The sequence below is a fragment of the Pseudomonas sp. ADAK2 genome (genome assembly GCF_012935755.1).
Lineage (GTDB): Bacteria > Pseudomonadota > Gammaproteobacteria > Pseudomonadales > Pseudomonadaceae > Aquipseudomonas.
Genome location: NZ_CP052862.1, coordinates 6,411,101 through 6,426,933, shown reverse-complemented (window position 1 = coordinate 6,426,933; position 15,833 = coordinate 6,411,101). Strand labels below are relative to the sequence as shown.

Annotated in this window: 11 protein-coding genes; 4 read left to right on the top strand and 7 right to left on the bottom strand. The window is 58.6% G+C overall.

Annotated elements, in window-relative coordinates; all coding sequences use genetic code 11:
• Positions 1 to 2 precede the first annotated feature (2 nt).
• The 3 genes from mupP (at position 3) to HKK52_RS29545 (ending at position 2,824) form a co-directional block, all read left to right on the top strand.
• Positions 3 to 674 (top strand): N-acetylmuramic acid 6-phosphate phosphatase MupP, encoded by a 672-nt coding sequence (gene mupP / locus HKK52_RS29555; protein ID WP_169373678.1) that lies wholly within the window; start codon positions 3 to 5, stop codon positions 672 to 674.
• 108 nt (positions 675 to 782) lie between these two features.
• Positions 783 to 1,523: a YciK family oxidoreductase gene (locus tag HKK52_RS29550; RefSeq protein ID WP_007899713.1), complete on the top strand. Its 741-nt coding sequence runs from the start codon at positions 783 to 785 to the stop codon at positions 1,521 to 1,523.
• 374 nt (positions 1,524 to 1,897) lie between these two features.
• The gene (locus HKK52_RS29545; RefSeq protein WP_169373677.1) at positions 1,898 to 2,824 is read left to right on the top strand and encodes a GGDEF domain-containing protein; all 927 of its coding nucleotides are present in this window, start codon (positions 1,898 to 1,900) and stop codon (positions 2,822 to 2,824) included.
• Positions 2,825 to 2,946: 122 nt separating this feature from the next.
• On the opposite strand, the gene HKK52_RS29540 is transcribed toward HKK52_RS29545, so the two are convergent.
• Both HKK52_RS29540 and HKK52_RS29535 read right to left on the bottom strand, forming a co-directional pair.
• Positions 2,947 to 3,708: a TenA family transcriptional regulator gene (locus HKK52_RS29540; protein ID WP_429515700.1), complete on the bottom strand. Its 762-nt coding sequence runs from the start codon at positions 3,706 to 3,708 to the stop codon at positions 2,947 to 2,949.
• A 79-nt stretch (positions 3,709 to 3,787) separates the two neighbouring features.
• A complete protein-coding gene (locus HKK52_RS29535) occupies positions 3,788 to 6,244 on the bottom strand; it encodes an EAL domain-containing protein (RefSeq protein WP_169373675.1) in 2,457 nt (818 codons plus the stop codon).
• A gap of 277 nt (positions 6,245 to 6,521) precedes the next feature.
• Between HKK52_RS29535 and HKK52_RS29530 the strand changes: the two genes are divergently transcribed.
• The gene (locus HKK52_RS29530) at positions 6,522 to 11,159 is read left to right on the top strand and encodes a hypothetical protein (protein ID WP_169373674.1); all 4,638 of its coding nucleotides are present in this window, start codon (positions 6,522 to 6,524) and stop codon (positions 11,157 to 11,159) included.
• Here the strand turns inward: HKK52_RS29530 and HKK52_RS29525 are convergent, their stop codons facing one another.
• From HKK52_RS29525 to HKK52_RS29505, 5 genes are all read right to left on the bottom strand, one after another.
• Complete coding sequence (locus HKK52_RS29525; protein WP_169373673.1) at positions 11,160 to 12,977, bottom strand: ABC transporter ATP-binding protein; 1,818 nt, start codon at positions 12,975 to 12,977, stop codon at positions 11,160 to 11,162. It abuts the gene before it with no gap.
• Positions 12,970 to 13,572, bottom strand: a complete 603-nt coding sequence (locus HKK52_RS29520) for a DsbA family protein (protein WP_178117508.1) — start codon at positions 13,570 to 13,572, stop codon at positions 12,970 to 12,972. The genes HKK52_RS29525 and HKK52_RS29520 overlap by 8 nt, the downstream gene beginning before the upstream one ends.
• A gap of 38 nt (positions 13,573 to 13,610) precedes the next feature.
• Positions 13,611 to 14,552 (bottom strand): oxygen-dependent tRNA uridine(34) hydroxylase TrhO, encoded by a 942-nt coding sequence (trhO, locus tag HKK52_RS29515; RefSeq protein WP_169373671.1) that lies wholly within the window; start codon positions 14,550 to 14,552, stop codon positions 13,611 to 13,613.
• A 278-nt stretch (positions 14,553 to 14,830) separates the two neighbouring features.
• Complete coding sequence (locus tag HKK52_RS29510; protein WP_169373670.1) at positions 14,831 to 15,130, bottom strand: BolA family protein; 300 nt, start codon at positions 15,128 to 15,130, stop codon at positions 14,831 to 14,833.
• Positions 15,131 to 15,142: 12 nt separating this feature from the next.
• Positions 15,143 to 15,670, bottom strand: coding sequence for a DUF2059 domain-containing protein (locus HKK52_RS29505; RefSeq protein WP_149660046.1), 528 nt, complete (start codon positions 15,668 to 15,670; stop codon positions 15,143 to 15,145).
• Between the last annotated feature and the right edge of the window lie 163 nt (positions 15,671 to 15,833).

The following is a 15,833-nucleotide window of genomic DNA, read 5'->3' as shown; positions in this document are numbered from 1 at the left end:
CGATGCGAATCAGAGCAGTCCTTTTCGACATGGACGGCACCTTGCTCGACACCGCGCCGGACTTCATCGCCATCTGCCAGGCGATGCGTGCCGATCGCGGCTTGCCGCCGATGAATAACCAGCACATTCGCGACGAGATCTCCGGCGGCGCCAAGGCGATGGTCGCGGTGACCTTCTCCATGGACCCGGAGTCACCGGGTTTCGAGGCGCTGCGCCTGGAGTTCCTGGAGCGTTATCTCGTCGGTTGCGCGGTGCACAGCAAACTCTTCGACGGCATGGGCGAACTGCTGGCCGACATCGAGAAAGCCAACCTGATCTGGGGCGTGGTCACCAACAAGCCGCTGCGCTTTGCCGAACCGATCATGCAACAACTGGGGCTGGCCGAGCGCTCGGCGCTGCTGATCTGCCCGGACCATGTGAAAAACAGCAAGCCGGACCCTGAGCCGTTGATCCTGGCGTGCAAGATGCTCGACCTCGATCCGGCCAGCGTGTTGTTTGTCGGCGATGACCTGCGTGATATCGAGTCGGGGCGCGATGCCGGCACCAAGACCGCCGCCGTGACTTATGGCTATATCCATCCGGACGATAACCCGCGGCATTGGGGCGCGGATGTGGTGGTGGATCATCCGCTGGAGTTGCGCAAGGTGTTGGATAGCGCGTTGTGTAGCTGCTAAGCCGCTTTTCGTAGGAGCAAGGCTTGCCGGCGATGACGGTTTTGAAGACGCCATCGTGGGCAAGCCATGCTCCTACAGGGTTCGCTTTCTGATTTGTTGAGGTTTTTTATGTTTGATTATTCCGCCCGCCCTGAATTGCTCAAGGACCGGGTCATCCTGGTCACCGGCGCTGGCCGTGGCATCGGCGCCGCTGCCGCGAAGACCTACGCCGCCCACGGTGCCACTGTGCTGCTGCTGGGCAAGACCGAAGCCAACCTGACTCAGGTCTACGACGAAATCGAAGCCGCCGGGCACCCGCAGCCGGCCGTGATCCCGTTCAATCTGGAAACCGCCCTGCCCCATCAATACGATGAGTTGGCAGCGATGATCGAGACTGAATTCGGGCATCTCGACGGTTTACTGCACAACGCCTCGATCATTGGTCCGCGTACACCGATCGAACAGTTGTCCGGCGAAAACTTCATGCGCGTCATGCACGTCAACGTCAACGCCATGTTCATGCTCACCAGCACCCTGCTGCCGTTGCTGAAGCTGTCGCAGGATGCCTCGGTGGTGTTCACCTCCAGCAGCGTCGGGCGCAAGGGCCGGGCGTACTGGGGCGCGTATGGCGTGTCCAAGTTTGCCACCGAAGGGCTGATGCAAACCTTGGCGGACGAAGTCGACACCGTGGCCCCGGTGCGCTCCAACAGCATCAACCCCGGCGCGACCCGCACCAGCATGCGCGCCCAGGCCTATCCCGGTGAAAACCCGCTGAACAACCCGACGCCCGAGGAGATCATGCCGGTCTACCTGTACCTGATGGGCCCTGACAGCACGGGCATCAACGGCCAGGCGTTCAACGCGCAATAACGCCCGCACGTCGCATTTGTGCCGCGACATTTAACCGTCGCGGCACACCACAACCGCTGCAACTTCTGTCCTTTCCAGTCAAACAAATGCCGCCGATTCCGCCGACATTTTCCCGTAACCGCTCTAATCCAATGATTTAGAACGGCTTTTATTCGAATGAACCGAATGGCACGACTTTCGCTCTAATTTTGTTCAGACACGCAGTGTGAAAGCAGCTGGCAGCCGCGCCTGAGTCGCAAGGTACTTATCTTCGACAAAGCGGACTAAACTCGTACCAGATGTCCTACGGGACTGATGGACCAGTATGACGCGCAGCCCAAAGCCGCTCTCACCCAGCCTGTAAGACAGCCTTACTGCTTAGGGGCTCACGCCATATGAAATCACCTTCCCAGACCAACGCAATTGACTTCGATAGCGCCAAATTGCAACGCCTGGGCTTTGGTCAGCAGCCTCCTCTCCTGGAGCGACCGGTAAGTCTGGCGCAATTGCGCCAGCAACTGGGTCAACAGCTGCAAACCAGTCTTGAGCCGCAACGCATTCTCGGGCTCTTTTTCCGTGAAATTCAGCGTCTTGTCCCTTTGGATGCCTTGAGCTACGAGCACAAGGCCAGTGACTTGCGCCTGGAATTCGGTCAGCGCGGTCACCACTCGGTCAGCTATAGCCTGAGCCATGAAGGTGAACATCTGGGCGAACTGGTGTTCCGGCGCAATCAGCGCTTCAACGAACAGGAACAGGGCAACCTGGAGTCGCTGCTGTCGGCGCTGCTCTATCCGATGCGCAACGCCCTGCTCTACCGTGCGGCGACCCAAAGTGCCCTGCGCGATCCGCTCACCGACACCGGCAACCGCGTCGCCATGGACCAGACCCTGCAGCGGGAAATCGAAATGTCGCGGCGGCATCTGCAGCCGTTGTCGTTGCTGATGCTGGATATCGACCACTTCAAACGCGTCAATGACAGCCACGGGCACAGCGCCGGCGATGAAGTGCTCAAGGCGGTTGCCGCCTCGATCAAAGGCCAGTTGCGCAACGTGGACATGGTGTTCCGGTTTGGCGGCGAGGAGTTTTTGATCCTGCTGTCCAACACCACGCGAGAAGCGGCGGCAATGGTTGGCGAACGTTTGCGGTTTGCGGCACAGGCCCAGGATTATCACGCCGATGGGCAGGTGATTGAATTGACGGTCAGCCTTGGGTGCTCGACCTTGCTGCCCGGCGAGTCTGCCGAGAGCTTGTTGCGTAGAGCCGACAGTGCGCTGTACGTGGCCAAGCGCGAGGGGCGTAATCGCCTGGCAATGGCGGGGTAATACTCGAACAGGCCCGCGTAGGAGCTGCCACAGGCTGCGATCTTTTGATCTTTGGCAGTTTCATGACCTTCAAAGCTCAAAAGATCGCAGCCTGCGGCAGCTCCTACAGGGGTTGACGACTTTTAGCTTTCAGCCAACGCCATCCGTTCACGCGCTACCGGCACCCGTTCCGCGTGTTCCTGCTGCATGCAGCGCTCCAGAAACAGGAACATGTAGTCGTAGCTCTTGCACACGGCCTGGCGCAGTTCCACTTGCAGGGATTTGCTCGGATTCATGCCTGCCAGGGTGCAGATGATTTCCAGCGCTTCCCACGGGTGGGCATCATCGTACTGGGCGTGCATCTTCAGCCACTTCATCGCCCGCTTGCGATCTTCCTCGGGGAACGCGGCCGCGTAGACCCCGCTGGAACAGACCAGCGCCGACCACTCCCCGGTCGCGCCTTCAATGGCGTAGTTGGTGGCGGCAATGGCCACGATCAACGAATCTGCTGAACTTGTGTGCCAGCACCAATGACTCAAGGCGTGCAGTTCCGGGGCAACTTGCTGTGCTTGCAGATCTTCCAGGCTGACACCGTGCGCACGGCTCCAGTGCACCCAGTAATCGGCGTGGTTAAGTTCGACACGAATGTTACGCATCAGCCAGCGCCGCGCCATGTCTTCGCCGGGGTGGCGGGCAAAGCGGGTCTTGGTGAGGTTTTGTGCCATATACAACGCGAACTGCTCGACTACAGGCCAGCCACCTATGAGGTACTGACGCATCGTCTTGGCGCTGAGTTTGTTATCTCGCATGCGCTGATACAGTTCGTGTTCGACAACCCGGCGTTTGCTCTCGCTGCAATCCTGGATCAACTGTTGTGCCCAGGCGGGATAACTTGCAGCTTCCATGAGTGGTCCGGTTCGGTTGAATGTGTCGATCACTGTTCGGCTCCTTTTGATTTGTGATTGTAAGGATCAGCAAGAGATTTCAACGGAACGTGCCAGGCGCCTTGAATAACAGCGGTTGCGGTCTGGCGGGACGACTTTGCAAACTGTCGCAGGTAAACAATTGCGGGCGTTCAATAACATACCCTTGAGCGTAATCCACGCCAATTTCGAGCAATGCCTGCTCGATCTGGGGCGTCTCGACAAACTCGGCAATGGTGCGCTTACCCATGACGTGGCCGATGTGGTTTATCACCTCGACCATCGCGCGGTTAATCGGGTCGTCCAGCATATCCTTTACGAAACTCCCGTCGATCTTCAAGAAGTCTACAGGTAAATGTTTCAAGTACGCGAACGAGGACATCCCGGCGCAAAAGTCATCAAGTGAGAAGTGGCAACCTAAACCTTTGAGTTCATTAATAAATCTGATTGCACTTCCTAAATTGGAAATAGCGCTGGTTTCTGTAATTTCAAAACAAATCATTTCAGGAGGAATAGCGTAAGTAACAAACTGTTCACGCAAGAAGTCCAGGAACGCCTCATCTCCGATAGTAATGCCTGAAAGATTAATCGCACACATGGCCAACGGACCTTTGCGTTGTTCGGCAATACATTGGGCAATGATCTTGAATACATTCTCTACAACCCAGCGATCCAGCGACGTCATCAAGCCATAACGCTCTGCGGCCGGGATGAAACTGTCGGGCAAAATCATTCGTCCGGCCTCGTCGTGCAGACGCAGCAGTATTTCGATGTGCCCGCCCTGTTCGACATGCCCCAGCGGCGCGATTTCCTGCGAGTACAGGCAGAAGCGGTTTTCCTCCAGTGCCATGTGCAAACGCTGGACCCAGGCCATTTCGCCGAAACGCAGGGACAACTCCGAATCGTCGGCATGGTAGACCTGCACCCGGTTGCGACCCTTTTCCTTGGCCATGTAGCAGGCCATATCGGCGGCACGCAGCGAGGTTTCGAGGGTGGTCGGGGTTTGCGCGACATGCACCAGACCAATACTTACGGTGGTCAGGAACGGCCGGCCCTTCCAGACGAAATGCAGGTTCTGCACGGTCTGGCGCAGCACTTCGGCGATTTTTTCCGCATGTTCCGGTGCACAGTTCTCCAACAGGATGCCGAACTCGTCGCCGCCCAGCCGGGCCAGGGTGTCACCTTCGCGCAAGCCGGATTGCAGCAACGCGCAGATATGCCGCAGCAACTCATCGCCCGCCGCATGGCCACAGGTGTCGTTGACCAGTTTGAACTGGTCGAGGTCGAGGAACATCAAGGCATGACGCCCCGGCTGGCGCGTCAGGTTGTGCAACGCCTGCTCCAGGCGATATTCGAACTCGCGGCGGTTGGCCAGGCCGGTCAAGGCATCGTGGGTAGCCTGCCAGGAGAGGTTGGCGATGTATTGCCGCTCCTGGGTCATGTCATGCAGCACCAGCACTGTGCCGCTGACTTTGCCGGCGTTGCGGATCGGCGCGCCGACCAGGGTCACCGACACCGTGCTGCCATCCAGGCGCTGGATCAGCTTGGAGTGTTCGCTGCCGCCACTGAGCTGGCCGCTCAAGATGTGCTCGATCAAGGTAAAGCCGTCGGCCTGGGCGTTCTCGTCCAGCAGATTGAACAGCGCTGCCAGCGGCAACCCGGTGGCCTGCTCGGCTTTCCAGTGGGTCATGGCCTCGGCGGCCGGGTTCATGTAGGCAATCGCCCCTTCGACGTCCGTGGTAATCACACCATCGCCAATCGACTGCAAAGTGATCTGCGCCCGGTCCTTCTCCAGTTGCAGGGCTTCAGCAAAGGCATGCCGCTGCTTGAGCAGCTTATGGGTACGCATCAACGCCAGCACGATCAACCCCAGCGCGGTGGCCAGGTTGGTCACCAGCAGCAGGCGCAGAATCACCCGCGAGCCCTCGCCCAACGCATCGCTGAACGCCTTGGCGGCCGGGGTTACACCGTCGTTGATTGCAAAGATCTGATCCTTCCAGCGTTTGATATCGGCCGAGCTGGCCTGATTGTCGACGACGCCCTGGTGCATCTCTCGGGCGACGTCATCCAGACGCACCAGATAAGAGTCACCCACCGTCCAGAGATCAATGGCTTTTTCCAGGTAACTGAAGTGCCGGAAGTTCAGGTACAGCCAGATCAGGCTGGACACATCGTCCGGATGGTTGCCGCCCTTGAGGATGCCCACCCGCGCGGCTTCAAGGTCCGGCGGTTGCTTGTCCAGCGCCAGGCGCAATTCATGCCCGCCCTGGGGCACGGCGATCGCGTTCTGGTATTTGAGGAAGATCGCCTCGTCGCGGCTGTCGGCGTAGAGGTTGAGGTAATAGATGGCGTCCTTTTGGCCCTTGGACCAAAGGCTTTCCCCGGCCACATAGCCGCGAACGGCCGACAGCACGTACAGGCTGACGCCGCCAAGCAACGCTTGAAATAGCACCACGGCGATAAACGGCCAGACGATGCCCAACAATCGCGGCGTTCCGAGAGTCCGTTTTGGCTTCATGAGGTCCCTTGCATAGGTACTGCCTGATCATCATCCAGATCCGACCACTCCCGCAAGACTAGGAGGCGTTCCCTGTCCCTGCAAGGAGGCACCGGCTCCCAAGTGGACAAGTTTGCACAAATGACGGTTTTTTAGTGCAGATCGGATTAAAAGCACGGTCATTGCACCGCTATAACTATGTACCACCTGAGCTTTCCCTTGATCGCTTGTAATCGAGCCCGATGCCCTCGCCCCGAAGCGATGCGCAGCTCGACCGACAATCAAGAGAAGTACGCTCATGCAAACCATCACGCCCAGTGGCCTGTTCCCGCCCACAAACCCTTCCGAAGCCCAATTACATAAGGGCCAGCTGGAAGACTACGAACGCATGCTGTCGGCCATGAATGAGCCGCCAAATCTGGTTCATCTCTTCAATCCAATACCAATAGGGCCTTTTTCGCCCCTGCACCGGGTGAGTGAGGACGGCCTTAATGCGCTATGGCACTTGTTGCGCGACCGGGATTACATAGACATGTGCACCAAGGACCGCATCAAGCAGGGCGACCTGAGCGTCACACTTGAAGAGGGCCAGTATGTTTATCGAGGCTGGAGTAACGATGGCTACAAAGTCACGCTGGAACTGACGGAACAGGCAAGCTGGCAAACGCTCAAACCCAAAATCGAAAAGGCCGCCACGTTATTAGGCGGGCAGATCAACTCTAACCGTACTGTCAGCCTGGGCAGGATGTGCGGGTTTTACGGCCTCGCCCCGTGGACGCCACGACACCCGCAGGAACATCCCGCCGCGATACAGTCCCTGCAAGAAAAAATCGCCAGTCACCATCTGAGACTGGAGGACGACTTTGACATTCTGGCACTGAGAAGACGCCCCACCGATAAAGATCGCGCCATCTTCCGGGCCCGTCGACGCGACGCCTCCGAACCTTCGCAGATCGACATCCAGAAGATTCACGCGGGGATCATCCGCGCGGAAATCATCGACACCATCAACCGGTTCCTGCCGGATCAAAGTACATCACCGCTGACTTACCTGGCCGATACCCTTCTGGCTGACGCCACCCTTGAGCAAGTTCGGGCGACGCCCACGGTTTATCTTCAGAAAATACTGCAAAGTGCCCAAGCCGAGCAGCTCGGCGTTCTCCTGCTTTCAGCCATGGATTGGTATGGCGGGGAAATCGGCGAACAAACCTCACACTCTATTCGAACCCGGTTGATTGCTCAGGCACTGCAACTGTGGCTGACCGGGCCGACCAATGATCACCCCGAAGAGATTGCCGGTTACGCTTGGCAGGCGCGCTCAAACTGGGGGAAAAGCTACCAGGCTATTCGGGCAGATTTTGAAACCCATTTGCTCACGTCAAAACGCGCCGCATCGGAAAAAGAGGCGATTGTTATCGCCCGGTTGTTTCTGTCGCGATTTCCAACCGAGTTTCGCATCGCGGGCATTGCGGCCGACCTTGCCTATAGAAGCTCAATCGTCTGGATCAACTTTGTCACTGGCGTGAATTTGATCAAGGCCACCGATCCCCGTTCGTTGGAGAGGCTGACCTTCCAGCAACTGGTCAACCTGCCGATCATGCTGACCGAAGAAGCCACGACTGAAACCCTGAAATACATCAGCCTGGCGCGACTGGTGCCAACATTGGACTGGGCGCAAACCTACGACGTCATTACGCAAAAACCGCACGACCAGTACACGCAAATAGAAGTTGAGCGAGCGCTGGCGGCACTGGACACGTTCACCGACCAACTCAATAAAGCCGTCATCCAACTTAACGAAGAGCCTCCTGAACGGCTATCCATTGCTAAAAGGGAAATGGAAAAACTCTTCGGTAAAGACGCCTTTATCGCGGATGGCCGCAAACTGGCGAAGAAACTTTTCCCGCCTATTTCCGTTTCTCGTGACGTCCCGTATCTACCAGGCAAGGACTACGATCACTACTCGTTCCTCGACGTATTGGCTTCCGGCAAGTTTGATGATCAGAACACATGGTTTGTCACGGAAGCCGATGGCACCACCGTCAGCAAACAATGGATCACGATCAATGAGCAGCGAACGATAAAAACCGAGGGCGCCTGGCCGATTTCAGTTCTCTCTGATGGCGGGTACTGGGTCATGTCGCCGCGCGCCAAGATGCCAGACGTAACAGCACTGTTCGACAAAGAGTTCGACCTCTATTTGAAGGACATGACCACCGCTTATGAAACGCTGATCAACAGTCTGATTGCAGCGCTGCCTTACACCGACCGCCGAGCCCTGGAATACGGCGAGGTCAGTCTCTATAGCCTGAGAAAGGAAACGCGCGGCGTCGAGGCACAAAATGAAACGGCTGAAATCATTTTTCCGCTCAGGGCTCGTAATGGTTTGATACTGCGGGCAACCCATGCGGGCGAGACCACCCATTACGAACTGTTGCCCAGGGCGGGCGTCATTCGCCGTATCGAAAAACTCGAGCCGGAACTGTTCGGCGGCGAACTCAAGACTGAGCGTTGGCGTGTCTCCGCAGCCGGAACCGTGGCCGTCTCGGTATTGCGGCATAAGGATCTGCCGTTTGATTGGGACGCTCATTCAAATGGCAGCGCACCGCAAAAGGAAACCCGTTGCCAGGCCATTATCGAACCATTGGGCGACACCCTCGGCGCTCGCCCTCCCACGGAGGAGCAAACTTCCACCGTCGTGCAAACGCTAGCATCAAGGCGCACTACAGAAATCAGTCACGCCATCGCGACCCGGCTGCTGTTTGTAGATCCGAAAGCACTTCGCACCGCTGCCTATGGCCAGACCCAATTTGATCGCGACACCGCCTGGTACGAAAGCGTCGTCGCCCTGACGAAGACCCTGGTCCCGTTCTGGACCAGCATCGAAGACCTGGAATCAGGCGACAGGACACGCTTGATCCACGGCGCGTTCGGCCTGTTCACCGATGTCATTTCATTTGCGGTGCCGGTCGGAAGGTTTGCCTCGGGCTCCATGCGACTGGTCACCCGTGCAAGCCGGTTGACCCTGCGCGCCACGCTGCCGTCGTTCAAATTACTGACGATGGAACTGGTGATGTCGATGGCCGGAGCCTTGAACCCGGCCGATGGTCCCCTGTCCCTGCTGACCGGATTGGGCGCTGCCATGGTGAAAATACGCCGGGCCGGCCGCTTCAGGCTGATGGAGCTGCTGGGCCGAGCCGGTCGCTACAACTTCGTGCGCAGCCACCCCCAAGTGGGCGATGTCGGTCACTGGAAGTCTCTGGTGGACGGTGAGGAATTAGCCCGGGTAAACGGCGTTGACGATGTACTGGTCCGCAATCTGGCAACCGCTGGCAAGTCCGACTATCGCCTGATCGATCCGCTTTCGTCCAAATTGTTTGGTCCAACGCTAGCAACCAAATCCGGCGAACTTTCACCGGGGCGATCGCGCTTCGATTCCCTTGGCGAAATCGACAACCACGCCTTCGTTGAGGTCCCTGAACACACACATGTGCGCGAAGTACTGGAAGTCGATGGCCGTACCACGATGTTTCTCGACGAGGTGCCGTACAGGCTGGACGGCGATACGCTGCGGCGCGCCGACCTGATCGATGACATCCCGTTCAAGGCCATTCCTTGCCGATTGAGTCGCGCGCCAGGTTCAGAGGTCTGCGAGACCGGCTACGTCACTCGCGACCCGGCTCCTACCCCGAGCCTCGGCAGTTACGATGAAAGCAAGGGATGGGCACCCTGGTTCGGCGACATTATCTACACCCCGGCTACCAAGCAGGCGTCAATGCGCGCCGCTGACATCGCCAGGCACGCGAGCCTCGATGCCACCCTGGAGTTCCAGAAAGGGATCTACGGCCGGGTCAAAGTCAGCTTGCCCGTACCGGGCCAACCGCTCATGGATTACCTGAGAGTCGGCGCCATCCTCGTCGAATCCATGGACGAAGCCAGGCACTACATTTATATGCGCCTCAATGCCGGCAACTTTTATGTTGCCGAGCGCCTCAAGGGGCAAAAGGCCGATGAGCTCCTGACCTTCAAAAAAGCCGAAACACTGACCAAGGAGCTGAATGCCGAACTGAAAACGGTCTACACCGGTTCCCTGAATGCCAACAATATGGTGCGAATCCATGGCGTTGGCGCCGTTGAACGCGCCTTGAAAACCATGGAAGAAATCGCCATCCCTATCGGTAGTCACGCCAGGCCACCCGAGACCCTCAACTGGTTGAAAGTCGACACCAGCCCGGGTGAAGCACTGCTGTTCGATCACTCGACACGCATGATCGTTAGTAAATTGCAGGAAGGTGCGACAACCTGGTCTCGCAGCACAGAGGCGCCCGAGGCCTTTCGCTTGAGGACTGCGGAAATCTTCGACACGCTGTTCCTGTCACCGACCATCCCGCCGAAGAATGCCAATTCCGCCCTGCGGATCAACGATTCGATGCAAAAACTGCAGAACTTGTTGCCACGACGTGAACGCCCATTCAATGCCAGGAACATTGCCTACGCCGACGTTACGACGGTAAAAGGCAAGCGGGAAATCTATGTCAGCGTTTCCGGCGCCCACGGCTCCACCAGGCATTTGCCGATATTCCGGCATTTAGGCGCCCACTCTGTCGATATCGGCAAAACGACGTACATCAACATCGACTACAGCCAAACCTTTACCAAGACCTCGCTGGAGGTGACGGACAGCGGAAAGTTGCTGGCCGTGCCGTTGACGATCAAGGATGTGAACAATTACCAGCCGGCGATGACCGCCCGCCCGACATCGCTGGATAGCGAGAGCAAATTGATCAACGTCATACGTGAAAAATACCCGGATTTATCGGAAATCCATTCGGTCGAGGTCGCCACCACAATGCGTCCCTGCGAGTCATGCTCTGTGGTCATGAAAGAGTTCGGGCATGACGGCGGCGCGGAGGCCTTGCAGGTGTTGTGGAACTGATTAAAGCTGCTGCAAATGCCCATAAAGCTTGGCATACAACCCACCATCGGCAATCAGTTGCTGATGGTCGCCATCCTCGGCGATGCGCCCGCCATCGAACACCAGCACCCGGTCGGCCTGCTTCACGGCCGACAATCGGTGGGCAATGATCAGCGTGGTGCGCTCGCTGAGGAACCGCGCCAACGCTTCATGCAGGTTGTATTCGGTGGCGGCGTCCAGCGCCGAGGTGGCCTCGTCGAGGATCACCACTTTCGGTTGGGCCAGGACCATCCGGGCGATGGCCAGGCGTTGGCGCTGGCCTCCGGACAAACGCACACCGGAACGGCCGACGACACTGTCCAGGCCCTGGGGCAAGGCGCGAACGGTGCCGTCGAGCTGAGCGATCTCCAGGGCCTGCCAGCACGCTTCGTCGCTACGCTCGCGGCCCATGGTCAGGTTGGCGCGCACGGTGTCGTTGAACAACGCCGGATGCTGCAGCACCACCGCGACATTTTCCCGAACCGTTTCCAGGCCGATCTCCTGTTGCGTCGCCCCGCCGAAACGAATGGTCCCGGCCAGCGGCGTGTACAAGCCCAGCAGCAACTGCACCAGGGTGCTTTTGCCGCCACCGCTGGCACCGACAATCGCGACTTTTTCGCCGGGGGCGATGGTCAGGTTCATCTGGTCCAGCACCAGATCATCGCCGTAGCTGAAACTCAAGCCCTGCACGTCGATGCCCACGGTGTTACGACCCTGGAACGGATCGGTGCCGCCGGGGTATTGCGGCTCGTCGGCGCGGGCCAGCAATTCGTTGATCCGCGACAGCGCGCCACCGGCGGCATAGTAGGCATATTGAAGGTTCAGCAACTGCTCGACCGGCCCGATCATGAACCACAGGTAGCTGAACACCGCGAGCATCTGGCCAATGGACAGGTCGGAAAACAGCACCGTAAGCATGGCCGCGGCGCGAAAAATATCGATGCCGAACTGGAACAGCAAGCCGCTGGCGCGGTTCGAGGCGTCGGTTTTCCATTGCGAGTTGACCGCGTAATCCCGCACTTCCCGGGCCCGTTGGCCGAGACGGCCGAGGAAGAAGCCCTGGCGATTGCCGGCGCGCACTTCCTGGATCGAATCCAGGGTTTCGGTCAACGCCTGAGTGAAGCGCGAGGTGCTGTCGTTCTCCAGTTTCTTCAGATGCTTGACCCGTTTGCCCAACTGCACCGTGGCGTAGATCACCAGCGGGTTGAACAGCATGATCAGCAGCGCCAGCTTCCAGTGCATCCAGATCAGGATGCTCGCGGTGCCGACCAGGGTCAGCATGGCCACGAGGAAACGGCTGAGGGTTTCGCCGACGAATTTGTCGAGGGTATCGAGGTCGGTGACCAGGTGCGTGGTCACCGTGCCGCTGCCCAGGCTTTCGTATTCGCCCAGGGAGATGCGCTTGAGCCGTTCGATCAGGCGCACGCGGATGCGATAGACGATGTCCTTGGCCAGCGCCGCGAACAACTTGGCCTGCACCACGTTGAACAGCAGCGCGCCACAGCGCAGGACAAAGGTCACCAGCAGCATCAGGCCGATGTAGCCGGCGGCTTTCTGCCAGGCATCCGGCAATGCGTGGTTCATGATTTTCAGCGCGGAATCGCCGTGGCCCAGCAGCACTTCGTCCACCAGCAATGGCAAAAGCAAAGGAATGGGCACACTGCACAAGGTCGCCAGCACGGCCACGCCGTTGGCGATCCACAGGGATTTCTTGTGATGCAGGGCCAAGCGGCGGATTTCTGCCCAGCTCAGTCGATCGACACGCGGGGCTACGGGTACTTCATCGAGCTGATCATGCACAGGCAGCGCGCTCCAGCCAGCGGCCGAGCAGCGGTGACAGTTCACTCAAGGGTTGATAGCCGTTGGTCAGCAACGCCAGTTGACCATCGCGTTCGGCCAGCAAGGTCGGGAACCCGGCAATGCCCAGGTCCTGGACCCAGGTGAAATCGGCCGCGGTGGCGGCGTGCTGATCGGCGCGGTCAAACGCGGCGGCGAACTCGATGCGGGGCAAACCGGCCTGCTCTGCCAACTCCACCAGCACGCTGGCGTGGGTGACATCGCGACCCTCGGCGTAGAACGCGTGTTGAATCAGCCCCATCAGCTTCCACGCACAATCCGGCGCCAGGCTGCGCGCCGTGACCAGGGCCCGGCACGCGGGCTCGGTGTCGTAGACAAAACCGTCGGGCAACGCGCCTTCGCGCCTGAACGGCTGGCCGGTGGCCTCGGTGACCGCCTGCCAGTGCTCAAGAATGTAGCGCCGGGTGGTCGGCTCCAATGCCGCGCCACTGCCGGTGCGCAAGCCGCCCACCACCAGATGCAACTCCACGCCCGCTGCCTGTGCCTGCTCGACCAGCGCTTCAGCCACTGGCGCGAAGCCCCAGCACCAGGAACACATCGGGTCCATCACATAGAGCAGGCGAGCAGACATGGATTTCAAGCCTCGGCAGGGGTTTGCTTGTAGTTGTAACCAATCGGGTGCGGCAGGTTGCGCGCCTTGGCCAATTCGATCTGTTTCTGCCGATCGATGGCGCTGCGACGGGTTTTCTCGCTCAGCTTATCCCAGCAATGCGGGCAACTGATGCCAGCCACATAGTGCTCGGACGCGCGGTCTTCGACGCTGACCGGTGTACGACAGGCATGACATTGATCGTAGTCGCCTTCGCTGAGGTCGTGGCGCACGGTCACACGGTTGTCGAACACGAAGCAGTCGCCCTGCCACTTGGTTTCTTCCTGCGGCACCTCTTCGAGGTACTTCAGAATCCCGCCCTTGAGGTGATAGACCTCGTCGAAACCCTGGCTGAGCATATAGCTCGAAGCCTTCTCACAACGAATGCCACCGGTGCAGAACATCGCGACTTTCTTGTGCACGGCCGGGTCGAAGTGTTCTTTGATGTAGTCGGGGAATTCGCGAAAACTGGTGGTTTTCGGATCGATGGCGCCTTCGAAGGTGCCAATTGCCACTTCGTAGTCGTTGCGGGTGTCGATCAACAGGACTTCCGGGTCGCTGATCAGCGCGTTCCAGTTCTCTGGATCGACGTAGGTGCCGACGGCTTTGTTCGGGTCTACGCCCTCAACGCCGAGGGTGACGATTTCTTTCTTGAGTTTGACTTTGGTGCGGTAGAACGGCTGATCGTCGCAGTACGACTCTTTGTGGTCGATGTCGTCCATGCGCGGGTCGTTCTTGAGCCAGGCCATCAGCCCGTCGATGCCTTCGCGGCTGCCGGAGACGGTGCCATTGATGCCTTCTTCAGCGATCAACAGGGTGCCTTTGATGCCGTTGTCGACCATCGCTTGCAGCAATGGCTCGCGCATGTCGACGTAGTTTTCCAGGGTGACGAACTTATACAGTGCCGCCACAACAATTTGTTGTGTCATGGGTGATTCTCCAGGTGGCTACCCTCGTAAGGGGTGAACCGGATGCGAAAAAAAACGCGCCGGGTAAGCGGCGCGTTGCGGATTCTAGCAAAAACTGTGTGGTTTTAGGACTGCGAGTTGCCTTTGTGGCGAGGGAGCTTGCTCCCGCTCGGCTGCGAAGCAGTCGTAATGCAAGCAACTGCACTCTTTCAGACAGAGCACTGTTGCAGGCTTTGGGACTGCTTCGCAGTCCAGCGGGAGCAAGCTCCCTCGCCACAACAGCCCATCAATCCTTCACATCAATGCGAGCTGCCGCCCGCACAGGTCGGTGAGGCCGGAGCCGCCTCCATCTGTGCCCATTCTTCTGGCGTGTAGGTATGCAGCGCCAACGCATGAAACTCACCCATCAGCTCACCCAGGGTGCCGTAGACCTTCTGGTGGCGCTTGACGCGATTGAGCCCCTCAAACTGCTGGCTGACCACCACGGCCTTGAAGTGGGTTTGCAACCCACGGCTGTGCATGTGGCTTTCATCCAGCACTTGCAGGTGCTCAGGCTGCAACAGCCCCAGCGTCGATTCGATGCGTTGTTGCATGGTCATACCCGACTCCGCTTAAGGCTTTTTCTTGACGGCAGGAGCAGCGGCGCCTTTAGGCTCCAGCTCGGCAGTCATGTCAGCCAGCAGTTTGTTGACCACAGGTACCGCGCTTTCGAGCTTGGCCTGGGTCATCTGGGCCGATTGCTGAGTCAGCTGCGGCATTTTTTCCAGGACTTTTTTACCCAGTGGCGACTGGTAGAACGCAACCAGGTCCTTGAGCTCGGATTCGCTGAAGTTGGTGGTGTAGAGCTTGACCATGTCCGGCTTCAGCTTGTTCCAGCCAATGGCTTGGTCCAGAGCGGCGTTGGCCTTGGCCTGGTAGGTTTCCAGCAGGGCTTTTTTCGATTCAGGGGCTTTGGTCTGTTCAAAGCGCTGAGCGAACATTTGCTGCACTTGCATGTACACCGGAGTGCCCAATTTGTCAGCGTGCGCCAGAGTCAGGAAAGCTTCGGCACTGGCGTTGTGGCTGGCGGTATCGGCAAAAACAGGGCCGCTGGCGCAAACCAGTGCAACCGCGGTACAGATGGCACGAAGACGAGTCATCGAGTTTCCTTTTCTAGCAGGCGAGGTCGTTACCCCAAGGGCGACCATTCTGCACCTAAAAAAGTGTGTCACTCAACCCCAAGCCTTGTCGGGCCTGAATTAGAGGGGTTGAATGGTCAAAAAACAGACTGATGGAACCACGGCCGACGATCACGGCCTAAAC

Bases quoted from the DNA above. Each gene is read 5' to 3' on its own strand.
- HKK52_RS29520 (WP_178117508.1), bottom strand. From the start codon at position 13,572: ATGTGTTCCTGGTGCTGGGGCTTCGCGCCAGTGGCTGAAGCGCTGGTC.
- HKK52_RS29550 (WP_007899713.1), top strand. From the start codon at position 783: ATGTTTGATTATTCCGCCCGCCCTGAATTGCTCAAGGACCGGGTCATC.
- HKK52_RS29535 (WP_169373675.1), bottom strand. From the start codon at position 6,244: ATGAAGCCAAAACGGACTCTCGGAACGCCGCGATTGTTGGGCATCGTC.
- HKK52_RS29530 (WP_169373674.1), top strand. From the start codon at position 6,522: ATGCAAACCATCACGCCCAGTGGCCTGTTCCCGCCCACAAACCCTTCC.
- HKK52_RS29505 (WP_149660046.1), bottom strand. From the start codon at position 15,670: ATGACTCGTCTTCGTGCCATCTGTACCGCGGTTGCACTGGTTTGCGCC.
- mupP (WP_169373678.1), top strand. From the start codon at position 3: ATGCGAATCAGAGCAGTCCTTTTCGACATGGACGGCACCTTGCTCGAC.
- trhO (WP_169373671.1), bottom strand. From the start codon at position 14,552: ATGACACAACAAATTGTTGTGGCGGCACTGTATAAGTTCGTCACCCTG.
- HKK52_RS29545 (WP_169373677.1), top strand. From the start codon at position 1,898: ATGAAATCACCTTCCCAGACCAACGCAATTGACTTCGATAGCGCCAAA.
- HKK52_RS29540 (WP_429515700.1), bottom strand. From the start codon at position 3,708: ATGGAAGCTGCAAGTTATCCCGCCTGGGCACAACAGTTGATCCAGGAT.
- HKK52_RS29510 (WP_169373670.1), bottom strand. From the start codon at position 15,130: ATGACCATGCAACAACGCATCGAATCGACGCTGGGGCTGTTGCAGCCT.